Here is a 21,710-nt window from a genome sequence, read left to right on the forward strand (position 1 = left end):
AGCAGTATAGATGAAAAGAAGGCTGGAATTCGCATTGAGTTCCAACCTCCTTTTGATTTACGCGAGCAACAAGCCAAAGTCCGTGCTTGCACGAGACCTTGGCGACTGCCGCTTGATTAATTTTCCTTTTTACGCAGGCGATAGCCGAGAATAAAGATTGTTGCTGCAGAAATACCCATTAATACGATAAACTGTGTTGAGTTGCTTTCATCACCTGTCTTAACAGCTGCTTTCTTTGCAGTTGTCTTTTTAGCGGAAGTGGTTGGTTTTTTCACAGTTGCTGTCGGTTTTGTTGTACTTGGTTTTGGCATCAATCCTGGTTTGACATCTGTTTTTGGTGTTTCAGTTTCTGTGCTGTCCGGAATGTCTGTATTCTGCTCAAGGTTGGTTGTACGCCACAGCTGTGTACCATTGAATGGATTGGCTGTGCCGATAACCCAGTAATCATTTGTCTTCTCAAAGATACGAAGGCCATGGTTATAGCGGTCACCGAAACCATTAGTGGTTACTTTTTTGATGGAAACACCGGCGTTTCCGTTATCAGTGATCTCAAACAGATCGAAACCGGATTCGGATGTACGCATGTATTTCAGTGAACTTGCGAGTCCCTTAAGATTTTCCTTTGTCGCATATTTGATCACTGTAGCATACAATGCCTTGACATTTTCAGGAATGCGATCGTTGATCTGATCGATGATATCGGACATGGCTGTATAAACAGTGACAAATGCCTCGATATCATTACTATCAACTAAAGAAGCAATGCTCATCAGTTTGTCATTGATTGTGACAAGCTGGTTGTATAACTGTTCATCCATACTCTGTGGAGCGATACTGCCGTCAAGCAGGCCGCTGACCAGGCTATTTATCTGTTCATCTGTTAAAGTAATCGCATCGGTATTCTGATCATTGTTAGCTGAGGACTGTGCGGCATCATTCTGCACTTCCTGAATTGCTGCTTCCACAAGGGCTTTGGCAGAGGATTCTGTCAGTGGTTCTTCAGTAGGACTGACAGCAACAGGCTGTGCGTCATCAAGGCTTTCAACAGCAACTTCGATATCTGCATCAGAATCAGCAGCGTTATCCTCAATGGCAGTATCTGTTTCAATTGCCTGGACAGCAATACCTTCTTCAGTCTGTGTCTGTACGGCAGCGGTGTCACTGCTGAGGTTATCATCAATAGTGGTCTCGACAGCAGCTTCTGTCTCGGATTCTTCGGCTGCAATTGTTTCAGCAGCAGTTTCTGCTGATTCTGTTTCAGCGGAAGTTTCTACAGGAACAACAGATTCAGCCGACATTGAAGAAGTAACAGGTGTCTTAAATAAGAGTTTCAGCATGACTTTGATGTAATTAATCTGGCTGATCCATTCGTCCCTGGTCATTTCAAGGATATCGCCGTTGGTGTATTTGGCCAGTGGCTCAAGAAGGGTTGTGGTATCCATGGTACCGACATACATCTTGCCGTTATAAACGGTTGTCTGCCATGTATACTGATTCATATGGGTACCCATTTTCTTCAGCAGAGAATTGGATGTGTATCCTGAACCAAGACCGGACAGGCTTGTTGGGAAGGCTTCTGTCGGATCACCAACAACCTTCTCAATATTTTCATTCTTGTCCATACGATAAAGGTTGACAGACTGCTCAAGGTTTGTTGCCTGTGTGGTAAATTCGTTTTTTAGAACGAATCCCTGGAGAGCACTGGATACATCGTTGTAATCGCCGATATACAGGTAATCATTGTAAACCTGGAGTGTGCAGGCACCGGCGCTGACACGTTCGGTATCAAGACCAAATGGATATCGAGCACCATCTGCTTCATCACCGGCCAGAACAGACCATGTCCAGGCGTTCTTATCTGTGACATCACCGCTGCAGGTACCTTTGACAATAGCAAATGTCTGAAGTGTACCGGTAGCTTCGTTTTTGTTGTTCGGTGTACCCGTGCAGATAACGACATATAAATCGCCGTTGTATTCCAGTACCTGATAGATGCCGCCGCCACCGTTGACATCACTGCGATGATAAGCAGGGTAGTTGAACAGGTCGTTCATATCTGCAATCACACTGAAAGAACTCTGACCCTGAGATGGGTTCTTGGAAGCAACCAGGAAAACACCGTTAGTATCAAGGGCACCGGCAATCATGGCATCTTCATATGTACCGATGGCACGAGTGGAGGTAAAGACATTGTCCTTGACAAGCTGGCGGAAACCATTAGTATCTACACAATTGTAGATGCAGGTCAGTTTATCATTGTTGGCAGGATCTACTTCGTAAATACATGGGAAACCATTCTGCACAGCTGTTGCATACGCAATTTCCTGTGAGGTCAGCTGCTTGCTATTCACATCGATGATCATGCCTACGAAATAGAGCTTGTTGTTGAGTTTGATGGCACTTCTGAATGTAGGCATGATACCATTGGTCTCCTTGGACATCAGAATTCTTGTCTCACCGGTCTTGACATTGAATTTCACCAACATACCGCCGGCACTCTTACCGTCCGGTTCGCCGGTGTACATCGTGCCGTTGTACATGGTGTTAATAAGAGCAGCGGCAGCATCAGGTGTCAGTTCACCTAAGCCTCTGTTCAAAATGGCATTGGCACCAAGGCCGCCGTACATGGTGTTGATGTAAACCCAGTCGCCATAGGAAGCCGATGCGTAGCTGTAGGATTGACCGCGGTCACCGTTGCCGTCTGCACTGACGCCCTGAACATAAGGGGCAATACTGCCGTTGCCTGTATAATCAACAATACCATCGGCAGTTTCTGTTGGTGAGTTGGCATGGGAAACCTTTTCGAAAGTCATGCCGTCACCGGAATAAGTATACTTTGGCGTAAAATCAGCTGCAAAGGCCGGAGCAACAGTGGCGATTGCAAGTGCGGCACTCAGTGCGGTAGCCAAGCATGTTTTCATAAACTTTTTCTTCATTTTCAACCAATGATTCCTTTCCTTAAAAAATTGAGTCGTTCTTTGTTAACGATATTATAGACACTATGTCTAGTATATCACATAAAATCATACAGGGATAGATAAATTTAAAAATTTTGGTACATTTTTCAGTGGCATTTAGAGACTGAAAATAAAAAAGCTTGAGAAGTAGGGTTGGGTATGTTAAGATGGGTATGGTGCAAATGAATAAGAATCAATGAGGCAGGTGAGATACGTGGTTAATATATATGAAACAGAAGGCGGCAAGCTGAATGCTTTGCAGGACTTTGAGGAAGGCTGTTGGGTCAAGGTGACAGCAGCGACCATGTGGGAGATGGAACCTGTCGCGAAGAAGTACAATATAGACATAGAAGATATGCGAGCCGCACTGGATGAAGAAGAGAAATCCCGTATCGTGCTGGAAGATGATTATACGCTGGTCCTGGTAGATATTCCGGCAAGTGAGATACAGCATGAGAAGAAGGTCTATACGACCATCCCTCTCGGTTTGATCCTTGCAGACGGCGCGATCATTACAATTTGCAGTGAAGACACCCCGATTTTGAATACATTTATTAAGAGCCATGTCCGATACTTTTCAACAAAGAAGCGTACCCGTTTTGTTTATCAGATTCTTCTGAATTCTATGACAACGTACCAGAATGTTCTTCGTTCTGTTGACAACAGACGACTGGCTATTGAGGCCCGAATCGGTGAAGAGAAGGAAGACGAGGCGGATCTTGTGGAACTGCATGATCTGGAGTCTACATTGGTCTATTTTGAGACTTCTCTCCGTGCAGCAGGCATGGTTATTGACAGGCTTCGCAGGTATAAGCATATTCCGCAGTTCCCGGAAGATGAAGATCTGCTTGAGGATGTACAGGTCGAGAACAGACAGGCTATTGAGATGGCGACGATTTATCGAGAGATTATCGATGGTACCAGTGAACTGATGTCCAACGTTATCAATAACCGATTGAATAATACCATGAAGTATCTGACGTCCATCACACTGGTTATGGCGGTTCCGACGATTATCTCCGGTTTGTATGGTATGAATGTGAATACAGGCGGAATGCCTTTTGGCTCATTGAAGATGGGATTTGGTATTATCTGTGGACTGACATTTCTGTTATGTCTGTTTATTTTGTGGATATTGTGGCGTAAGCGAATGCTTTAGACGGAATATTGAGTCAGATTAGAAGGAGGCGTATAGCTTGGAGAATGACGACAAGAGAGTTCGAAAGAACCGGAAGATATCGAAGGATACGGAATCTGACAGAAGCCGTATTAAGAATATAACGAACAAAGTGCATCCGGAATATGAGGTTCCGAAGAAACGACCGGCCAGAAGAACCGAAGAAGACGAAGAAATGGCCAGGAAGCGGGCGGAAGCACGCAGAAAGAAACAGCATCAGGAACGGCGCAGGAAGATCATACGCAGGCGCAAACAGAAACAGGCACTCAGACTGGTTGCAGCGTGCCTGGTGATCGCGGCACTTGTGGTCACTGTTTTTTCTGTTAAGAATTACAACAGTGGTTCCAGGCATGACAACAAGGGCATGAATGCCTATGAAAGTGGTGACTATGATACCGCAGTGAACGAATTTAAGGAAGCAATTTCCTATGATGGCAGCAATGCGGACTATTACATACATCTCGGCATGGCGTATGTGGAACAGAAATCCTATGATGAGGCTCTTGGTTATTTCAACCAGGCAGAGGGTTGTGCGGAAAATGATGACCAGAAGGCGCTGCTGAATCGCGGCAGGGGGATTGCCTGTCTTTATCAGGGAGACTATCAGACCGCCATCAAATGGTTTGGGGATGCATTGAATATCAGCAGCCAGAGCAATGATATTCGGATAGATACCTTATATTATAAGGCAGAAGCCGAACAGAAGTCCGGTGATTATCAGGCAGCAGTCCAGTCCTATGGCCAGGTTATTGATCTGAAGGATGATGCAGGTACAAGAATGCTGAGAGGTATGGCGTATATGCAGCTGCAGGATTATGCATCCGCAGAGAAGGATCTTTATGCAGCCATCAAGCAGAGCCGGAAGAGCTATGCAGTTTACAGAACATTGTACAGTGCCCTTGAAGCTCAGGGCAAGGATGATGAGGCGAAACAGGTACTGAATGATGCACTGCAGTTATCCGGCAGCAGCGGTGAAGATTATTACAATCGAGGAATGATTTATGTAGATCTTCAGGATTATACCAATGCGGCTGATATGTTGAATAAATCTTACGACAAAGGCTACAAGGCAGCGTTGCTGGGACTGGGAGAAGCATCTTATACGCAGCAGGATTACGATACAGCGCTTACTTATTATGGGAAGTATTTTGATGAAGTTGATATCAGCAGTGTTGATGCATCCCTTGCAGCAAAAGCCTACAATCAGTACGCAGCAGTCCTGTTGGCCAAGGGAGAATATGAGAAGGCAGCACAGGCCTGTGAGAGCGGTCTGACTTATAATGACAGAGAGTCCGATGCAGCGTTATCCTTCAACTTGATCGTTTCATACGAACATCTTGAACAATGGGAGGATGCATATAATACAGCCAAGACTTATGTCAGCAAGTATCCGGAGGATACAAAGGGCCAGAAGGAATATCAGTTCCTCGAGAGCCGTGTCACACAGTAGACCGCCTGAGCATGCGTCTTGAATAACAGACAGGAGAGTTTATGGCAGATTTTTATGAGAATAAACAGGTAACAGAAGAAGTCATTCTTGTGGGTGTTGCTCTGGGAGAAACGTCGGTGACGGATGAGTCACTGGATGAGCTGGAAGAACTGGCGAAGACAGCCGGGGCAGTGACTGTAGGGAGATTGATCCAGAATAGAGAGATGATCCATCCGGGAACTTATCTCGGCAAGGGTAAGCTGGAAGAATTGGCATTTCTCATCTCAGAGACCCATGCAACAGGTATCATCTGTGATGATGAGTTATCACCGGCGCAGATGGCCAATATGGAGGATGTGCTGGATATCAAGGTGATGGATCGTACATTGCTGATCCTGGATATTTTTGCCCAACGGGCCACAACCCGTGAGGGTAAGATTCAGGTAGAGCTGGCACAGCTGCGTTACAGAGCCACCCGTCTGGTGGGCATGAGAAATTCACTTTCCCGTCTTGGCGGCGGTATCGGTACCAGAGGCCCCGGTGAGAAGAAACTGGAAGTGGACCGACGATTGATCAGAGAACGTATTTCACAGCTCAAACGGGAGTTGGAAGATGTGAAGCGGCACCGTGAAGTAGCAAGACAGCAGCGTCAGAGGAATCAGGTCCCGGTGGCTGCCATTGTTGGTTATACCAATGCCGGTAAGTCCACACTTCTGAACAGACTGACAGGTGCCGGTGTTCTTGAGGAGGACAAACTTTTTGCTACCCTTGATCCGACAACAAGGAATCTGACACTGGATGACGGGCAGGAACTGTTGCTGACAGATACCGTCGGTTTTATTCATAAGCTGCCGCATCATCTGGTAGATGCATTCAGAAGTACACTGGAGGAGGCGAAGTACGCCGATATTCTGATCCATATGGTAGATGCCTCCAATCCTCAGGCAGAGATGCATATGCACGTTGTGTATGAGACCCTGGCGGCATTGGATATTAAGGATAAGAAGATTATCACAGTGTTTAACAAAACGGATCTGATCCGGGATCAGGAAAGTCTTGTCAGTCTGAAGGATTTCAGGGCTGACTATACAGTGACAGCTTCGGTGAAGCAGGGAACAGGGCTGGATGCGCTGCTTTCGACAGTGCAGACGATTCTGAGAGCGAATAAGCTGCTGATTGAGAGGGTCTTTGATTATGCCCATGCGGGTGAGATCGCGGTGATCCGAAAGTATGGTCAGCTTCTGGAGGAACGTTATCAGGAAGACGGCATTTATGTGAAAGCCTATATTCCAAAGGATATTTATGCACGGCTGAGCTTTTAAGGCTCAGCCCTTGCTTTATGAACAGAACAGGTGCGTCTGCTGCAATGACTGATTATGCGTCAGACACGGTGGACCGACATGCAAAAGGATTAAAAGGAGAAGAAAGAGGTATGATAAAGATTTTTATTGGCGCAATTCTGGCGCTGCTTGATTTTACAGTTACAAATGGTAGTATGAGATTCGGAATCCTGCCGGACTTCATTGGTTGTTTTTTACTTTATCTTGGTTTTAAGGATATCATGACTGCTTATCCGAAGACATGCCAACGACTGGCGACAGCAAGGACAACGCTGCTTGTATTGACCATTTATTCGGCAATTCTTTATGTGATGGCATTGACAGGGATCGGTGCGGATATTGCCTGGCTTGAGACGGCTTTATCTCTGATTTATTATGTGGTACTTTTTTATGTGCTTTATCTGTTCCTGCAGTCTTTATATGAGATTGAGACTGATGTATCCGGTGATTTGAAGCTGGAGAAATTCAAGAGATGGTGGCGCTATATGAGCCTGTTTCAGGTTCTGATCTGTGTTTTGATCCTGGTACTTTGCTTTAGATCTGCTTCAGTGGAAATCTTGTTTGCTTATTATGTATGTGCGGTTATGGCACTTGTGTGCGAAGTCCTCTATCTGGTTCGCTTAAATGGTGTTTTAAATACCTTGCAGCGCAGGCATTAGGAGGCAATGAATGTACAGAATATTGATTGTGGAAGATGATGCCGGCATTGCTGAAGCGGTCAGCGAGCAGGCAAAAATGTGGAACTTTGAAACACACAGTGTGACAAATTTCAGAGATGTCATGGCAGAATTTAATGCATTTGATCCGCATCTTGTATTGATGGATATCGGTCTGCCTTTTTTCAACGGTTATTACTGGTGCGGTGAGATCCGAAAGGTCTCACGCGTACCGGTAATTTTTATATCCTCTGCTTCGGACAACATGAATATAGTTATGGCCATGAATATGGGCGGTGATGATTTTATTGCTAAGCCTTTTGACCAGACGGTGCTGATTGCCAAAATACAGGCGATGCTTCGAAGAACCTATGATTTTGCAAAGATAGAGCATGTTCTGCAATGCCGGGAGGCGGTTCTTAATGTAGATGATCACTCACTGACTTACAGGGGCGAACAAATTGCTTTATCCCGCAATGAATATGGTATTTTAAAAATCCTTATGGAGAACGCCGGTAAGATTGTCAGCCGGGAACGTTTGATGGAACGGCTTTGGGAAACGGACAGTTTTATTGATGACAACACGCTGACAGTGAATGTGAACCGTCTCAGGAAGAAGCTGGAGGGAGCCGGGCTGAGAGATTTTATTACAACAAAATTCGGTGTGGGTTATGTGATTTTTTCGGATGAGAAAGGGCAGGAATGATGGAAGAAAAAATCAATTTTGTGAAGTGGCTGGGACAAAAGAAAAGTCTGTTCCTGAAAGAGGGACTTTTTGCGATTATATTTTTTGTGACTTTTGCTTTGTATCATCTGCCCCTAGCTGCGATTTTTTATCCGGTGTTGCTCTGCTTAGTTACAGGGATGCTTTTTCTTGTATGGGATTACAGAAAGTTTGCAGTAAGGCATGAAAGGCTGCAGCAATTGTCAGCGATGCCTTTTGATGTGATGACGGATTTCCCGGAATCAGTAAGTGTGCTGGAGACGGATTATCAGCAGATCATTGTTCAACTTCAGGAAGGACAGCGCAGGATGAAGGATAAGATGTCTTTTCAATATCAGGATATGATGGACTATTATACTGTCTGGGCACATCAGATCAAAACACCGATTGCAGCTATGCGGCTGACTTTGCAGAATACAGATTCATCCTTTTCAAGAAAGCTTTCTGTGGAGCTTGCCAGGGTGGAGCAGTACGTGGATATGGTATTGTGTTATCTCAGATTGGACACAGATACCAGGGATTATGTTATTGCTGTTTATGATCTGGACGATATCCTGCGGCAGGCATTGCGCAAATTTGCGGGGCAGTTTATCGGCAAAAAGATTCATTTGGATTATCAGCCGCTGAATGCACAAGTCATGACGGACGAGAAATGGCTGCTTTTTGTTATTGAACAGATACTTTCAAATGCACTGAAGTATACACAGCAGGGCTGTGTGTCCATTTATCTGGAATCACCGAAGATACTGTGTATCCGTGATACGGGTATGGGGATTGCAGCGGAGGATCTGCCGAGAATATTCGAGAAGGGGTATACCGGGTATAACGGCCGAACGGATAAAAAAGCCAGTGGACTGGGGCTATATCTTTGCGCCAGAATCTGTCATAACCTGGGCCATGGTATTTCGGTTGAATCGGAACCGGATAAAGGGACTGTGATCAAATTGAATCTGAATACAGCGGAGCGTATGTTTGAATAGAAAACGAACAGCACTTCTTACAAAAGTGTAAGAAGTCTGTAAGGCCATTCGATGGAGCGGATGAAAAGAGTTTGATACAATAATCCTGTCAAAAGAAATGAACAAGTCATTCAATCAGACAGGAGGATTTTAAATATGAGTATTTTGGAAGTAAAAGGGCTGAAAAAGACCTATACCACCCGTTTTGGCGGTAATCAGGTACAGGCACTGAAAAATGTGTCCTTTAGTGTGGAAGAGGGCGAATATGTGGCCATCATGGGTGAGTCCGGTTCCGGTAAGACAACATTGTTGAACATTCTTGCGGCACTGGACAAACCAACAGGTGGTACCGTATTGTTAGACGGCAGGAATCTTGCAGAAATCAGGGAATCTGCTATGGCAGAATTTCGCCGTGATAATCTGGGATTTGTTTTTCAAGATTTTAATCTGCTGGACACATTTTCTCTGGAGGATAATATTTATCTGCCGCTGGTCCTTGCAGGCAAGAATTACAGAGAGATGCATAAGCGTCTGGAGCCTATTGCAAAACAATTGGGCATCACACAGCTTTTAAAGAAATATCCTTATGAGGTGTCCGGCGGTCAGAAGCAGCGTGCGGCGGTAGCCAGAGCACTGATCACACATCCGAAGCTGATCCTTGCGGATGAGCCAACGGGTAGTGTCACATTAGTACAACACTACCCAAAAACAACACCCGTGATATTCTGGTCATTATCAATTCTAATTTCTTTAATGACAGAACGCCAAAGCGTGCGTTTTTCTTCACGGGTCAAATTCTCATAAATTGTTTTGAAATCATTATCAAGGAGCCTGCGGACGGCTGCGAAGTCTGGCGGCGGTTCAATGCTGGGTTCCGGTATCTGTTTAAGTGCAGCAGTATATATTTGATAGTCCCTTTTGTAGTCCTCAATGTCTATTAAGTCATTCACATATAATTCTTTTAACTTGGTCAGCTTCCGTTTCAGTGCTGCTTTATCAGTGCGGGCAACGGACGCTTTCTTTTTGGCTGCGGCAACTTCCCATTCCAGCTGGCAGCGTTCCAGTTCCTCTGCCAGATGTTCAAACAGCCACTTTTCCACGACGTCTTCACGGGCTGAATGATTATGAGAGCAGCGCCCACGCTGGAAATGCTGGTTGCAGCGGTAATAATAATAATCACTTGACTTGTACCCGACCAGTTTATGCCCACATTCAGCGCAAGTCAGAATGGAAGTGAAAATATATACCTTGCCAGACGGAACAGAACGTGCGTTGCGTTCCAGAAGCGCTTGCACACGGTCAAACTGCTGCTTGCTGATGATTGCCGGGCAGAAATGGTCATTGAACCTGCCGCCCCGGTCATACACCCCAGTATACAGCTTTTCTTTCAGCATACGCCGGAAAGTGGCGTCACACCAGTTCACGCCGTAGGTTTCCCGGATATAGCGGACAGTAGCACGCTGGGAAATCGAAGTTTCAAAGTAGTTGAAAGCGTCTTGCACAATGGCTGCGTCTTCTGGCACAACTTCCAGCCGCTTTCCCTCATTAACACGGAAGCCAAAGGGGGCAGAGCCGGAAACAACGGTGCCGTGGGCAATCTTACTGTCAAATACAACGTCTATTCGTTCCCCGTCAATGTCCGCTTCATTCTGGGCAATGGACAGCTTCACGTTAATATACAGACGCCCGTTTGCGGTTGTGGTGTCATATTCTTCATCAGTGGTTTTCCAGTCGCAGTTGTGCGCTTCCAGAACTTCCATGATTTTATAATAATCTGCCACGGAACGAAACCAGCGGTCAAGGCGGCAGAAAAGCAGAATATCCACTTCATCACGCTTCACACTGTCCATCATGCGTTGAAAGTCGGTTCTTTTATGAATGTTCTTTCTGGCGGTCTTGGCAGCGTCAATGTAAATTCCAACAATGACCCAGCCACGTTCCCTTGCGTATGCTTCCAGTCGTTCTTGCTGGGCTTCCAGTGACAGACCTTTTATTTTCTGTTCTTCCCCGGAAACCCTTATATATAAAGCAACCCGGACAAGTTCCGGGCTTAAATCAATCTTTTTCACTATTGTATCACCTGCATTTCCTTTCATTTCCCGCCTGCTGGTGATATAATCAAAATTGCAGACGGTATTGTTGTATCTGGTATGACATATCTTTGCACGCCCCGGAAGTGTTCCCAGCACGACCGGGGCATTTTGTTTTATTAGTCTTTCAGAATGTCGTCTGTAAAGGCTGTTATTTTCTGACTTACAAAAGAAGAATAGTTTTCTAAATCCTGTTTAGGGTTATCACCTTGCAGCATGACAAATTCAGATAAAGCAACAATCTGATTTTGTACGTCAATCAAGGCTTGACCGTAGTATGAAACGTCTGGACCGAAGCCAACGGAAGAAACCTGCTCATAATGCCACGCAGCACGCTTCTTTAAATCCACCAGAACAGGAACGGACGCTTTTTGCAGCTGGGAAACGGTCTTTGCGTCGGAGTGTACCAGCTGCCCCCAGCGTGTCAGCTGTTCTTCCGTGATGTATCGTGAGTCTTCCGGGTGTCGCTTTATGTGTATAAAGCTATACAGACAGAAGATACCGAACAGGGCGGCAACAACTGAAAAAATAACATGAGAAGAAGCAAAGAGGAACACGGCACCAGCCAGAGCAACGACGCCGAACACAACAAAGCTGGCGTCTGGTCTTTCCTGCAAAACTGCCGTGGTCTTTGGCGGCTTCTCTTTTGGCTGCGCAGCTGCTTTCTGAACTTTAGCAGGAGCAGGAGCGGCAGCAGGAGAGGAAGCAGAGGAACTGGCGGCGGCAGCAGTGGAAGAAACACGGCTGCTGACTGCCTTTTTCTTTTTGCTTTTCAAATTCTCGGTCTTAACGTAAGAAACACCAGTGCCGGGAACCCCTATGCTGGTTGTGACCCTGCTGCTGCTGTTTATACTTTTACGATACCCCTTGACGCCTGCACTTATACCAACGCTTTTCTTGCTGATGTTAAGACGGACGCCGGGGGCAATTTTCACGCTTTTTCTGAAACGTAAACCCATATAAAACCACCTTTCTTGCGAATATCCACAAAAACATAGAAATTATAATAGTGAGTGCGCCCAGCCTTGCCACGCTGGAAAGGTGGTCACACATGATAAAAAAATATATACACTGGTATGATTGCAGAGTGTACGCAATCTATTACAGCAGCATAAACACTATTTATTATAATTTAGATTTCAATGGAGCAACGCAACTTATAATTTGTAAATAGCGGGGGACGCTGGGTGCGTTATCACCAGGCGTCTGTCCCGGAAACACTGCCAGTGTCAACGGGCGGGCACTGGGCTTCTAAATCTTCTGGATTGTCTGGAACTAACAATGCAGGGTCCGCAGTAACAGCAGCAACAAGCCTGCGTTTGAAAAATTCCACGGCAGTTCTTCTAATTTCTGGGTCAAGTTCAAAGTACGTCTTTATGATTTCCAATTCAAGACCCGTGGCACCTTTAGACTTCACGAAGTCGTCAAGGCTGAATGTGTCCGGCTGTATATACATTTCACCAGAACCAGTGCGCAACCATTCTTCATTCACATTATAAAGAAGACAGATTGCCTTGATTGTCTGGTCAGTGACGGTTGAGCCGTCCCGTTCCATGTAGCTGACGCCAGTTTGCTTCATTCCAAGACTTACTGCAAATTCAGTCTGGCTGATGTGCAAAACATCTTTTCTAAAATGCTTCACACGTTCATTGATAGTCATTTGACTTCACCGCCTTTCTTTTATGTTTAAAGAATAGCAGTAACCGCTAAAAAAGTCAATATTAAAAACGGAAAAAGGGTTGACAAATAGCAGTAACCGCTATAATATATAGTTAAACAAGCAGTAACCGCTACAACAGAAGCGTTTACCGCTTGCGAAACCACACAGCATGAAAGGAGGAACAGACCATGACAGAAGTTAAAAACATGGAAACCATGATTGCAACTGAAAACCAGCAGGAAGCAACAGAGGTCATGGCTTTTCTGGGGGAACTTGAACCGCAGGAAAAGAAAGACTTTCTGGTGTTCATGCAGGGCATAAGATTTGCAAAGGGCATGGCACAGAAAATTGCGCCGCAGTCCGTATAAAGGAGGGCGCAGGAATGGAAGTACAAGGAACATTCAATGCCCAGCGCTTTTTTGAAACGCTGGCGCTGATTATATCCCAGCGGGAGGGCGTGAAAGTCACCGTGACAGTGACACAGCCAGAGCCGGAGAAGAAAGAAAAGCAGTCAGCGTGAGCGCCGGGCAACAGCAGAAACAAAGGTTTTTCAAAAGTCAATAGCAGTGAATAGCAGCAAGGCTGTTCAAATAAAAATCATACCAGATACAAGGAGGAAAGCCACAAAATGAAAGAATTTGTGAAGAAAAAAGCAGTCATTGTCATGGACAGTGCAGGACTGCCAAACTACATGACCATGTTTTATATGGAGCCGGGGACCTATGAGCCGGAGGACGTGCCGGAACTGTTCAAAATCAGAAACAAGATTGTTCCTGCGGTTCTGGTGTCGCAGTTCACCAACACCATGATTAAGGGCGTCCCGGCGTCCTTACCTTACCAGCAGCCAAAACACACTATCAGTTATGATGAAGCGGCGGCAGCCTGCGGAAGAAAAGGCAAGGGCTGGCACCTTATGACAAATACAGAGTTTGTCTATCTACTGCATGAAGCAGAGGAACTGGGGCACACAATCGGCGGTAATACAAACTACGGCAGCAACTCGAAGAATGAGCAGGAAAGCGGCGTGAGATACGACAGCGCCGGACGCACGCTGACCGGGTGCGACCCCCTCACATGGTCCCATGACGGAACAGCAGACGGCGTGTTTGGTCTTTGCGGTAATTTCTGGGAATGGGTCACGGGCTTGCGTCTGCACAAAGGCGTTGTGGAATACACGCCGAACAACGACGCAGCAGTTGAGGGCTACACAGAGAAGCCAGACTGGACCGTTGCAGAGGTGAACGGCAGACCGTTGAAGCTGTACGGCAACAGTGCTGGTGATGTGGTAATGTCCGTTGCGGAAGAAATCGAAGAAAACTGGGAGGGCTGCCACATGGCAGACTTGCAGCTGGAAGAACTGGACGAAGTGCCGGAAATTGCGTACAAGCTGGGAATTGTACCGCATGACTGGAAGCATGAAACAGCTGGACTTTGGGCAGACAGCGAACTTGAAGAAAGCGTGCCTTTCCGGGGTTCGTGTTTCATCAGCACTTCCGACGGTGGCGCTGGTGCGCTGGGCTTGGTCAGCGCCCGTTCTCACGTCGGCCACGATGTTTCGTTCCGTTCCGCTTTGTTCTTGGAAGACTGGGAACTGGTAACTGAATTACTGAAAGCGGGTGCGACAGCGCACGCATAAAGAACAGATGTTCTGATATTTGACCCATGAAAAAGGGCAAGCAAAAAGCCTTTGAAGATGTGCCGGAAACACAAAATCAAAGGCTTTTCAAAAGTCAATATGTAATAATTCAATACACGTTTATTATACCATATTGGCGGCTACAAGTCAAACATTTTAGAGGGCGAAAGCCTTTGAAAATAGCGGGTTTCAAACCTGTTAAACGGGCTTGTATGGGGTATTAACATTCCTACGAAATATATAAATATATATACGCTGTATGGATAATGAACAGGAGGGATAAGAGGGAGAAGAAGAACCCCACCCCACTTCTGGTATACCCTTATACGCTTAAAACGGTATAGGACAGAAAAGGAAGTGCAGTGGTGTTCATAAGGGAGAAGAAGATAGACTGCGCAGAGTATAGAGAAGTGGATATAATACCACGAACAGAAGCAGCAGAGCAGGCAAGCAGAGGAAAGAGGGGTAAGAAAAGAAAGGTTAATGCCCCAAAGCAAAAGGACTTGAACGACAAGAACGCTAAACGCTATCTGGTACAGTTGGGAAATGGCAACTTCCACATAGGGGACCTGCATACAAGTTGCACATATAGCGCAGAGAACCTGCCGGGAACGGTAGAGGAAGCAGAAAACATTGTGATAAACTACCTGCGGAGAATAGCATACCGCAGAAAGAAGCTGGGGTTAGAACCCCTTAAATACATACTGGTAACAGAATACAAGTACAGCAAGGATGGTCAGTGTCTTAAAAGAATACATCACCATATCATTATGAACGGTGGTTTAGACCGTGACGACGTGGAATTGATGTGGACGAAAGACCGTATCAACTGGAAGAAGACAGACGACCCAGAGTATAGAGCCAGTATAAAGCAGCTGGGCTGGGTTAATGCAGACCGCCTGCAAATGAATGAGAACGGCATAGAGGGACTTTGCAAGTATATTGTGAAAGACCCGCAGGGAAAGAAACGCTATTCAAGCAGCAGGAACCTTGACCGCCCAGAAACAACCAGAGAGGACGGAGGGGAAAAGCAGCAGCGTGACCAGAACCACTGGAAGTATAGCCGAAATCTGACAGCACCGGAAGAAAAGTGCAATGATTTTAAATACAGCAAACGCAAAGTGGAACAGCTGGCAAAGTCACCAGACGGCGGGCTGGAAGAGTTCAAGAAGATATACAGCAATTACAATATCGTATCTTGCGAACCTGTCTACTATGAGCAGACCGGGTGGCATATTTACTTGAAGATGTGGAAAAAGGAAAAGCCAAAGGGCAGAACAGGAGGAAAGAAGCGTGAGAGGAAGAACACCGCAGATACGCCGCATATTAAGGCGAAAGAGGATAAAAAGGGCAATTAAGGCATACGGCAATTACATTGCAGCAGGACTGCTGGCAGTGGTTGTGATTGTGTTTACAGTAGGGGCAGCAGTCAAGCCAGCTGCAAACAGTCTGCCGGAAGATACCAAAGAGCCGGAACCGACACAGCCGACCACGGAAGCAGTGCAGCAGGAACCGTACCCGTTCAACCTTATGTCCCTTGACTGGTCTGGTGAGGAATTAGAGGGTTGGACACGCTATGAAGTGCCGGAGGACTACGCAGACAACGGCGGGTATTTGCCAGAATGTATGCAGCAGTACACATACATAATTTGCAAGCAATATGGCGTTGAATATACGCTGGTGCTGGCAATTATAGAGATAGAAAGCGGGTACAGATGGGACGCAAGCTGCAAAGAGGGTTCAACCGGATATATGCAGGTATTACCGAAGTGGCACGAAGAGCGTATGCACAGACTGAATGTTGATAATGTGGAAAACCCATATTTCAACGTGCTTGTCGGTGTAGATTATCTGGCAGAATTGCAAGAGAGGTTCAGCACAGAAGCAGAAGTGCTGACAGCCTACAACTACGGCGTGACGGGCGCATATAAGCACGTATGGAACAAAGGATTGACAGACACAGAGTATTCAAGAGAAGTGCAGCAGGCGAAAGAAAGAATTGAAAGAAGAATGAGGGGCGAATGGTAATGGAAAATGAAATCAGACTGGGTGACATTCTGGACAAGCTGACGCCCAGTGACAGACTGGTGATATACAACGCAGCCAGACAGGTTGTATACCGTGGATATGCAGCAAACGCAGTGCATGGAACAGTGAACCCACAGCGACGCATAAAGAAAATAGGGCTGGGCATGGAAACATACAGAGCAACAGAACAGATGTGGGACTGGGAAAAGACAGACAGACTACCGGAACAGATACCGGTTGAGCAGTTCAGCAAATACCGGGTGGAAGACCTGCAACACATTCTGTATATCAGAATTGAACTGAAAAGCGAATTTGAACAGTGAGGGCAGGTGAAAAGAGTTGAAAAAGCAATGGGAAGCACCAGAACTGGAAGAAATGCCAGTGGTCATATTATCACTGCACCAGAAATGGTGGCAGAAAATGGCAGCGGGTGAAAAGGTTCTGGAACTGCGGAAGACAAAGCCACAATGTAAAGCACCGTTCCGGGTGCTGGTATACGTGACAGGCGGTGCCGGGGTGCTGGGTGAATTTATTTGCCCGGAGGTTTTGCAAATCAAGAACTTTGAAGAAGCAAAGAAGAAAAGCAAGGTTCCTGCACATGATATTCACAATTATGCAGCAGGGAGCCGCAACAAGATTTACGGCTGGGAAGTCGCAGACGTGAAAGAGTACCCACGGGCAGTGGCACTGGAAGAACTGGGAATTAAAAGGGCGCCGCAGTCGTGGCAGTATATGAGGTGAGAACATGGACCAGATACAACATGACAAAATCAAAGCAAAGCTGGCAAAGATAAAAGCCCTTGCAGAACGTGGTGTAGGTGGAGAGAAAGAAACCGCAATGCGTATGTATGAGGAATTAAAAGCCAGATACGAAATTGAGGACGAAGAAATAACGCTGGACGAAGTGACGCTGCACTGGTTCAGCTACAAGAACGACTTAGAAGAAGACCTGCTGACGCAGATTTTCTACATGGTAACAGGAAGCGCCAGTTATCGCAGATACACCGGAAGTTATAGCCGCAGAAAAAAGCGTGGCTGCGATTGCACAGAGGTTGAAGCAGCAGAAATCACACTGTATTTCAATTTCTACAAAGAGGAACTAAAACGGGAAATGGAAGCGTTCATGGCGGGTTTTAAGTTCAAAAACAACCTATTCCCGGACGAAAACGCCCGTTGCTATCAAGAACATAAGGGCGAAGAACGGGAAAGAACAGACGAAGAAAACAGAATGTTGAAAAAGGCTGCTTTCTTTGCGGGCTTCATGGACGGCAACCAGCCGCCACGGGCACTGATAGGAGAACCGGAGGAAGAAGACTGATGGAAGATAGACAGAAAATCATTGAAAAGCTGGTGAAAATAAAAGCGCTGGCAGAACGTGGCATAGGCGGGGAGCAGCAGACGGCGCAGGTGATGTATGCCACATTGAAAGAGAAATACAAAGTCACAGACGCAGAAATTGAAAAGGCGGCAGCAGTTCCGGTGGATATTTCAGAAATTGACTTGAAGAAATTCTGGGGCATAGCTTTTCAACTGGCAGCAGTCGCAAAGACGTTGCAGGAAGAAACAGATATTTGTACAGCCTGCCCGTATACATACACAGACGAACAATGCACGGGCTGCGGTACATACTGGAATATGCGGGACTTGCGGCTGGACTTTGAAGCAATACAGCAAAGATTGATAAAAGCGGCAACGGAGGGGTAAGACATGGCAGAGGGAAGAAAAGCAATATCAAAGGCAATGCGGCAGCAGGTGTATGACAGCTTGAACGGTCACTGCGGGTATTGCGGCTGCAAAATCACAATCAAAGAAATGCAGGTTGACCACATAGAAGCCGTGTACTTGCACGAAAAGGAATTGAAAGCCGGAAAAGTGCCAGAGATAAACAGCATTGAAAATTATATGCCAGCGTGCCGGGCGTGCAATTTCTATAAGTCAACAATGAGCATTGAGAAATTCAGAAAGCAGCTGGAAACATTACCAGAACGGCTGGAAAAAGTATTCATATACAGACTGGCGAAAAAGTACGGAATTGTGAAAGAAAATTGCGGAAAAGTAAAGTTTTACTTTGAGAATGTAAAGACAGGAGGTGAAAACGAAGCAAATGAGTAGAGCATATTACAGAAAGCGCAGTGAAGCCACAGAGCAGGAAAGAGTTATAAACTGGGCGACGTTCTACGCAAAGGACTTCCCAGAACTGGACTTGCTGCACCATATCCCAAACGGCGGCAGCAGGAACCAGCTTGAAGCGGCAAACCTTAAACGACAGGGAGTAAAAGCAGGCGTGCCGGATTTATGCTTGCCAGTAGCCAAAAACGGAAAACACGGGCTTTATGTTGAAATGAAGTGGGGAAAGAACAAAACAACAGACAAGCAGGACTGGTGGCTGGAACAGCTGCGGCAGCAGGGCTATGAAACAGCGGTTTGCTGGACGGCAGAAGAAGCAATGGACACAATAGCGGGTTATCTGGGAGTTATAGAGCAGACAGGAAGAAAGGCGGAAGAGTAAATGGGAGCAATGGACCACACATTGAAACAGACAGTGCCATATTACAGCACCATGAAGCGTGCAGGGGCGTTCAGACAGCCACAGAAGCCACAGAAGCGGCAGAAGAGAACGACGCTGACGGAATACAGCCAGAACGGACAGAAAGCAATATTGAAACCGCACGTCACAGTCAATCAAGCCGCAAAGAAACTGTATGACTATGAACAAACCGGATTGTCACCACATGAGGTTGCAAACCTTGTTGAGCAGGTGCAGAACTTGACAAGGCGTGTGAAGAAATACGAAAGCTGGGAAGAATGAACGACGTTGACCGCTGCTTGATATGCGGTGAAGTTATCCCGGAGGGTTCGCAGGTCTGCACCGCCTGCCGCAATAAATACGACATTGTGACCGGGGAAACAGAAGAAATGGCACAAGAACTGCGGGACATAGCAGATGTGCTGAAAATCACAGAGGGCACAGACACAAACATTAGAAAGTCAATGGAAAGCATATTGAGGATTGCAGACAGACTGGAAAGGACAAGCAATGGCAAGAAAAGAAGATAAACAGCCACAGTATTTGCCGTTAATCGTAAAAGCAAAGTTACATACTGGCGGCAGGGACTATGAGAAAATCAAAGAGGAATTAAAGGGGCAGGGCTTCACCTGCAAGCAAATGAAAGGCATGGTGCGTGAGGGCAACTACTTTGACGGAATAGTGTTGTATTTGTCAAAGTGGAACTGGGACAACCACGAAAGCTGGCACCTTTACAACTGGGACGACAAGGACGACAAAGAAGTTATGCTGGGCATATATGAAGCCGAACAGTACCACCCGCAGGCACCATATAGATACAGAGATAATTTTGAGAAGTTCCAGAAAGACTGGACAAGCGGAGAGTATGACCCCGGTATGACATTCACTTTCAAGGACAGCGAAGTTGAAGTGCTGGAAGTCCTGCAAGAAGAGGTGGACGACATAGACCATGAAGCAGTCAAAAGACAGGTGGCAGCAGCGGAAGACGCCCAGTACCAGAAGAGAAGAAAACAGCGCCAGCGACGCAAGCAGGCAAGCAAGGGCAGCAGATACCAGCGCAAATACTTTTAGGAGGAATAAAGATGGCGAAAAAGAAGCGGAAGTATTACAGCGGGAAAGAATTACTATACCGCCGACAGCTGGCACGGCAGCAGGCAGAAGCGGAAGAAAAGACAAACAACATAAGAGTGCGCCAGCTACACCAGATAAACGCAAGCAGCCGGGCTATTGGCTGGGCAAAACAGAAAATGAGGGAGGGAAAGAACAATGATTGCATTTCTGATTGAGGTTGTAAAAGCACTGGTAACATTCTTTGCGGTCTGCGTAGGGCTGGGCATTTTATATCTGGTCTTTGTAGTGGTCAGAGAAGTTGGCTGGGAGGTAAGAAGACAGAACAGAGAGAAACACGAACAGGAGGACAAAGAGGAATGAAAGCAGAATTTTTCAAGGCAGTGTGTCCGTTAGAGATTGGGGACACAGTAGCAATCAAGACAACAAAGGACGGAGAAACAAAAGAAGCGCTTTATTTGCCGCAGGGTTGCACAGTGATTACAACGGCAGCAGTTGCGCTGCATAAGGTCACAGACATTGCAACACTTCACTATCTGAAAAAAGGTGAAACACAGTTCTTGTATGAATTGGACGCCTGCGGGAAGTATGAACCATTGACCGTGAAAGTTCCGGTCAGAGAATTTGCAGAAGAACTGAAACGCCGGGGCAGATAATAACAAATACTTACGGAAGTATACAAAATATACAAATATACTTCCGTAAGATTGTAAAAAATGTCAATAGCTTTTATACTTCCGTAAGTATATAATAAAGACAGTTAAAGAAGTAAAGCAAACGGAGGTACACAAAATGACATTGCAGGAAATCAAAAAAGAATACCAAAAAATGAGCAGACAGCTTAAAAAACAAAATCTGAATTACACTTGCGTTATGAACGCTAAACAACAGAGGTTAGGAACAGCAACGATTTGTTTCTTTTCTTCCATGGACCATGAAGCAAGAATAAAAAGAGCAGAAGCGCAGTTGGCAGATACAGCAGACACAATGAAAGAAGCTAAAAAGTCAGCGCAATACTGGGGAAAGAAAATCAACACACTGCGCAGCTGGGCGGCTGATGAAAAGTGTAGTACACGTCAAACTTGGATTGACATTGTAGAAGCATACGACAACGGCACATTGGTTGACAGAGAGTACCGAAGAGAAGAAGACCAAAAACATTCATGTTTAAAAAGCTGCAAGGAAGATTTTGAAAAGGACGGAACGCTTGAAGAACAGCATAAAAGAGGAATGAAAAGACTGGAAGAACTAAAGACGGCAGACCCAGTAAAGACATTTTGCAAGAACACGGGCGCAACAATGCAGCTGGAATACAAGGAAGACGGCAATATGACACTTTGGTATCTAAGATTTTTCTACAAAGAGAATTAGAAGCACGGGTGGCGCAATGGATAGCGCAGCAGCCACCGAAGCTGCCGGGTGCGGGTTCAAGTCCCGCCCCGTGCATTACTGGGAAGCA

Annotated in this window: 29 protein-coding genes and 1 tRNA gene; 26 read left to right on the forward strand and 4 right to left on the reverse strand. The window is 46.0% G+C overall.

The genetic code is table 11. The features are described 5' to 3' along the window. Positions 1-116 precede the first annotated feature (116 nt). On the reverse strand, positions 117-2,921 hold the full coding sequence (locus NBH03_RS02135) for a hypothetical protein (protein ID WP_250796618.1): 2,805 nt from the start codon (positions 2,919-2,921) through the stop codon (positions 117-119). A gap of 250 nt (positions 2,922-3,171) precedes the next feature. On the opposite strand from NBH03_RS02135, the gene NBH03_RS02140 reads away from it, so the two are divergent. The 7 genes from NBH03_RS02140 to NBH03_RS02170 all read left to right on the forward strand — a co-directional run bounded on the left by NBH03_RS02140 (position 3,172) and on the right by NBH03_RS02170 (position 10,046). After that, positions 3,172-4,116, forward strand: a complete 945-nt coding sequence (locus NBH03_RS02140; protein ID WP_227081973.1) for a magnesium transporter CorA family protein — start codon at positions 3,172-3,174, stop codon at positions 4,114-4,116. 37 nt (positions 4,117-4,153) lie between these two features. Further along, on the forward strand, positions 4,154-5,584 hold the full coding sequence (locus tag NBH03_RS02145) for a tetratricopeptide repeat protein (RefSeq protein WP_250796622.1): 1,431 nt from the start codon (positions 4,154-4,156) through the stop codon (positions 5,582-5,584). Positions 5,585-5,625: 41 nt separating this feature from the next. Continuing rightward, positions 5,626-6,885: a GTPase HflX gene (gene hflX, locus NBH03_RS02150; RefSeq protein ID WP_250796630.1), complete on the forward strand. Its 1,260-nt coding sequence runs from the start codon at positions 5,626-5,628 to the stop codon at positions 6,883-6,885. 110 nt (positions 6,886-6,995) lie between these two features. After that, positions 6,996-7,562 (forward strand): hypothetical protein, encoded by a 567-nt coding sequence (locus NBH03_RS02155; RefSeq protein WP_250796635.1) that lies wholly within the window; start codon positions 6,996-6,998, stop codon positions 7,560-7,562. Positions 7,563-7,572: 10 nt separating this feature from the next. Further along, entirely contained in the window at positions 7,573-8,265 is a 693-nt protein-coding gene (locus tag NBH03_RS02160; RefSeq protein WP_250796636.1) for a response regulator transcription factor, read from the forward strand. Continuing rightward, complete coding sequence (locus NBH03_RS02165) at positions 8,262-9,263, forward strand: sensor histidine kinase (protein ID WP_331476024.1); 1,002 nt, start codon at positions 8,262-8,264, stop codon at positions 9,261-9,263. Before NBH03_RS02160 ends, NBH03_RS02165 begins: the two co-directional genes overlap by 4 nt. 135 nt (positions 9,264-9,398) lie before the next feature. Beyond that, positions 9,399-10,046, forward strand: coding sequence for an ABC transporter ATP-binding protein (locus tag NBH03_RS02170; protein ID WP_250796639.1), 648 nt, complete (start codon positions 9,399-9,401; stop codon positions 10,044-10,046). Here NBH03_RS02170 and NBH03_RS02175 read toward each other — a convergent pair. From NBH03_RS02175 to NBH03_RS02185, 3 genes are all read right to left on the reverse strand, one after another. Then, positions 9,941-11,338, reverse strand: coding sequence for a recombinase family protein (locus NBH03_RS02175; RefSeq protein WP_070098658.1), 1,398 nt, complete (start codon positions 11,336-11,338; stop codon positions 9,941-9,943). The two genes, NBH03_RS02170 and NBH03_RS02175, sit on opposite strands and share 106 nt — an antisense overlap. A gap of 113 nt (positions 11,339-11,451) precedes the next feature. Beyond that, a complete protein-coding gene (locus tag NBH03_RS02180; protein WP_250796642.1) occupies positions 11,452-12,291 on the reverse strand; it encodes a DUF4236 domain-containing protein in 840 nt (279 codons plus the stop codon). Between the two features lie 236 nt (positions 12,292-12,527). Then, positions 12,528-12,992, reverse strand: coding sequence for a helix-turn-helix domain-containing protein (locus NBH03_RS02185; protein ID WP_250796648.1), 465 nt, complete (start codon positions 12,990-12,992; stop codon positions 12,528-12,530). Between the two features lie 188 nt (positions 12,993-13,180). Here NBH03_RS02185 and NBH03_RS02190 point away from each other — a divergent pair, with 188 nt between their 5' ends. The 19 genes from NBH03_RS02190 to NBH03_RS02280 all read left to right on the forward strand — a co-directional run bounded on the left by NBH03_RS02190 (position 13,181) and on the right by NBH03_RS02280 (position 21,697). Next, a complete protein-coding gene (locus NBH03_RS02190) occupies positions 13,181-13,360 on the forward strand; it encodes a hypothetical protein (RefSeq protein WP_055285960.1) in 180 nt (59 codons plus the stop codon). 14 nt (positions 13,361-13,374) lie between these two features. Then, positions 13,375-13,512 carry a hypothetical protein gene (locus tag NBH03_RS02195; protein ID WP_171905518.1) on the forward strand — a complete coding sequence of 46 codons (138 nt, stop codon included), beginning with the start codon at positions 13,375-13,377 and terminating at the stop codon, positions 13,510-13,512. 108 nt (positions 13,513-13,620) lie between these two features. Further along, positions 13,621-14,628, forward strand: a complete 1,008-nt coding sequence (locus tag NBH03_RS02200) for a hypothetical protein (protein ID WP_250796654.1) — start codon at positions 13,621-13,623, stop codon at positions 14,626-14,628. Positions 14,629-15,038: 410 nt separating this feature from the next. Beyond that, on the forward strand, positions 15,039-15,986 hold the full coding sequence (locus NBH03_RS02205) for a rolling circle replication-associated protein (protein ID WP_250796656.1): 948 nt from the start codon (positions 15,039-15,041) through the stop codon (positions 15,984-15,986). After that, positions 15,922-16,656: a transglycosylase SLT domain-containing protein gene (locus NBH03_RS15960; protein WP_250796659.1), complete on the forward strand. Its 735-nt coding sequence runs from the start codon at positions 15,922-15,924 to the stop codon at positions 16,654-16,656. Before NBH03_RS02205 ends, NBH03_RS15960 begins: the two co-directional genes overlap by 65 nt. Continuing rightward, a complete protein-coding gene (locus tag NBH03_RS02215; RefSeq protein WP_250796661.1) occupies positions 16,656-16,979 on the forward strand; it encodes a hypothetical protein in 324 nt (107 codons plus the stop codon). Before NBH03_RS15960 ends, NBH03_RS02215 begins: the two co-directional genes overlap by 1 nt. Positions 16,980-16,995: 16 nt before the next feature. Next, complete coding sequence (locus tag NBH03_RS02220; protein ID WP_250796667.1) at positions 16,996-17,397, forward strand: ASCH domain-containing protein; 402 nt, start codon at positions 16,996-16,998, stop codon at positions 17,395-17,397. 4 nt (positions 17,398-17,401) lie between these two features. Next, positions 17,402-17,974, forward strand: coding sequence for a hypothetical protein (locus NBH03_RS02225; protein ID WP_250796671.1), 573 nt, complete (start codon positions 17,402-17,404; stop codon positions 17,972-17,974). Further along, a complete protein-coding gene (locus tag NBH03_RS02230) occupies positions 17,974-18,360 on the forward strand; it encodes a hypothetical protein (protein ID WP_250796678.1) in 387 nt (128 codons plus the stop codon). The genes NBH03_RS02225 and NBH03_RS02230 overlap by 1 nt, the downstream gene beginning before the upstream one ends. Positions 18,361-18,363: 3 nt before the next feature. Further along, entirely contained in the window at positions 18,364-18,768 is a 405-nt protein-coding gene (locus NBH03_RS02235; protein WP_250796679.1) for an HNH endonuclease, read from the forward strand. Continuing rightward, positions 18,761-19,165, forward strand: a complete 405-nt coding sequence (locus NBH03_RS02240) for a VRR-NUC domain-containing protein (RefSeq protein ID WP_250796680.1) — start codon at positions 18,761-18,763, stop codon at positions 19,163-19,165. The genes NBH03_RS02235 and NBH03_RS02240 overlap by 8 nt, the downstream gene beginning before the upstream one ends. Beyond that, on the forward strand, positions 19,166-19,465 hold the full coding sequence (locus tag NBH03_RS02245; RefSeq protein WP_117469229.1) for a hypothetical protein: 300 nt from the start codon (positions 19,166-19,168) through the stop codon (positions 19,463-19,465). Then, positions 19,462-19,713 carry a hypothetical protein gene (locus NBH03_RS02250; RefSeq protein WP_117469230.1) on the forward strand — a complete coding sequence of 84 codons (252 nt, stop codon included), beginning with the start codon at positions 19,462-19,464 and terminating at the stop codon, positions 19,711-19,713. The genes NBH03_RS02245 and NBH03_RS02250 overlap by 4 nt, the downstream gene beginning before the upstream one ends. Further along, complete coding sequence (locus NBH03_RS02255) at positions 19,694-20,254, forward strand: hypothetical protein (RefSeq protein WP_250796681.1); 561 nt, start codon at positions 19,694-19,696, stop codon at positions 20,252-20,254. Before NBH03_RS02250 ends, NBH03_RS02255 begins: the two co-directional genes overlap by 20 nt. Before the next feature lie 11 nt (positions 20,255-20,265). Next, positions 20,266-20,469: a hypothetical protein gene (locus NBH03_RS02260; protein ID WP_250796683.1), complete on the forward strand. Its 204-nt coding sequence runs from the start codon at positions 20,266-20,268 to the stop codon at positions 20,467-20,469. Next, the gene (locus NBH03_RS02265; protein ID WP_156330523.1) at positions 20,450-20,614 is read left to right on the forward strand and encodes a hypothetical protein; all 165 of its coding nucleotides are present in this window, start codon (positions 20,450-20,452) and stop codon (positions 20,612-20,614) included. The genes NBH03_RS02260 and NBH03_RS02265 overlap by 20 nt, the downstream gene beginning before the upstream one ends. Next, positions 20,611-20,907, forward strand: a complete 297-nt coding sequence (locus NBH03_RS02270; RefSeq protein WP_069431146.1) for a hypothetical protein — start codon at positions 20,611-20,613, stop codon at positions 20,905-20,907. The genes NBH03_RS02265 and NBH03_RS02270 overlap by 4 nt, the downstream gene beginning before the upstream one ends. A 136-nt stretch (positions 20,908-21,043) precedes the next feature. Further along, positions 21,044-21,622 carry a hypothetical protein gene (locus NBH03_RS02275; protein WP_250796687.1) on the forward strand — a complete coding sequence of 193 codons (579 nt, stop codon included), beginning with the start codon at positions 21,044-21,046 and terminating at the stop codon, positions 21,620-21,622. Between the two features lie 2 nt (positions 21,623-21,624). Then, positions 21,625-21,697, forward strand: a tRNA-Arg gene (locus tag NBH03_RS02280). Positions 21,698-21,710: the final 13 nt, after the last annotated feature.

Origin of the sequence: Coprococcus intestinalis (assembly GCF_023656595.1) — a bacterium.
GTDB classification, from domain to species: Bacteria; Bacillota; Clostridia; order Lachnospirales; family Lachnospiraceae; genus Coprococcus_A; species Coprococcus_A intestinihominis.

Excerpts from the sequence above, each read along its gene's own strand:
- hflX (WP_250796630.1), top strand. The coding sequence starts at position 5,626 with ATGGCAGATTTTTATGAGAATAAACAGGTAACAGAAGAAGTCATTCTT.
- NBH03_RS02195 (WP_171905518.1), top strand. The coding sequence starts at position 13,375 with ATGGAAGTACAAGGAACATTCAATGCCCAGCGCTTTTTTGAAACGCTG.
- NBH03_RS02170 (WP_250796639.1), top strand. The coding sequence starts at position 9,399 with ATGAGTATTTTGGAAGTAAAAGGGCTGAAAAAGACCTATACCACCCGT.
- NBH03_RS02230 (WP_250796678.1), top strand. The coding sequence starts at position 17,974 with ATGGAAGATAGACAGAAAATCATTGAAAAGCTGGTGAAAATAAAAGCG.
- NBH03_RS02270 (WP_069431146.1), top strand. The coding sequence starts at position 20,611 with ATGAAAGCAGAATTTTTCAAGGCAGTGTGTCCGTTAGAGATTGGGGAC.
- NBH03_RS02190 (WP_055285960.1), top strand. The coding sequence starts at position 13,181 with ATGACAGAAGTTAAAAACATGGAAACCATGATTGCAACTGAAAACCAG.
- NBH03_RS02135 (WP_250796618.1), bottom strand. The coding sequence starts at position 2,921 with ATGAAAACATGCTTGGCTACCGCACTGAGTGCCGCACTTGCAATCGCC.
- NBH03_RS02160 (WP_250796636.1), top strand. The coding sequence starts at position 7,573 with ATGTACAGAATATTGATTGTGGAAGATGATGCCGGCATTGCTGAAGCG.
- NBH03_RS02185 (WP_250796648.1), bottom strand. The coding sequence starts at position 12,992 with ATGACTATCAATGAACGTGTGAAGCATTTTAGAAAAGATGTTTTGCAC.
- NBH03_RS02165 (WP_331476024.1), top strand. The coding sequence starts at position 8,262 with ATGATGGAAGAAAAAATCAATTTTGTGAAGTGGCTGGGACAAAAGAAA.
- NBH03_RS02260 (WP_250796683.1), top strand. The coding sequence starts at position 20,266 with ATGGCGAAAAAGAAGCGGAAGTATTACAGCGGGAAAGAATTACTATAC.
- NBH03_RS02235 (WP_250796679.1), top strand. The coding sequence starts at position 18,364 with ATGGCAGAGGGAAGAAAAGCAATATCAAAGGCAATGCGGCAGCAGGTG.
- NBH03_RS02275 (WP_250796687.1), top strand. The coding sequence starts at position 21,044 with ATGACATTGCAGGAAATCAAAAAAGAATACCAAAAAATGAGCAGACAG.
- NBH03_RS02175 (WP_070098658.1), bottom strand. The coding sequence starts at position 11,338 with ATGAAAGGAAATGCAGGTGATACAATAGTGAAAAAGATTGATTTAAGC.
- NBH03_RS02265 (WP_156330523.1), top strand. The coding sequence starts at position 20,450 with ATGATTGCATTTCTGATTGAGGTTGTAAAAGCACTGGTAACATTCTTT.
- NBH03_RS02245 (WP_117469229.1), top strand. The coding sequence starts at position 19,166 with ATGGGAGCAATGGACCACACATTGAAACAGACAGTGCCATATTACAGC.
- NBH03_RS02255 (WP_250796681.1), top strand. The coding sequence starts at position 19,694 with ATGGCAAGAAAAGAAGATAAACAGCCACAGTATTTGCCGTTAATCGTA.
- NBH03_RS02250 (WP_117469230.1), top strand. The coding sequence starts at position 19,462 with ATGAACGACGTTGACCGCTGCTTGATATGCGGTGAAGTTATCCCGGAG.
- NBH03_RS02200 (WP_250796654.1), top strand. The coding sequence starts at position 13,621 with ATGAAAGAATTTGTGAAGAAAAAAGCAGTCATTGTCATGGACAGTGCA.
- NBH03_RS02225 (WP_250796671.1), top strand. The coding sequence starts at position 17,402 with ATGGACCAGATACAACATGACAAAATCAAAGCAAAGCTGGCAAAGATA.
- NBH03_RS02215 (WP_250796661.1), top strand. The coding sequence starts at position 16,656 with ATGGAAAATGAAATCAGACTGGGTGACATTCTGGACAAGCTGACGCCC.
- NBH03_RS02155 (WP_250796635.1), top strand. The coding sequence starts at position 6,996 with ATGATAAAGATTTTTATTGGCGCAATTCTGGCGCTGCTTGATTTTACA.
- NBH03_RS02180 (WP_250796642.1), bottom strand. The coding sequence starts at position 12,291 with ATGGGTTTACGTTTCAGAAAAAGCGTGAAAATTGCCCCCGGCGTCCGT.
- NBH03_RS02240 (WP_250796680.1), top strand. The coding sequence starts at position 18,761 with ATGAGTAGAGCATATTACAGAAAGCGCAGTGAAGCCACAGAGCAGGAA.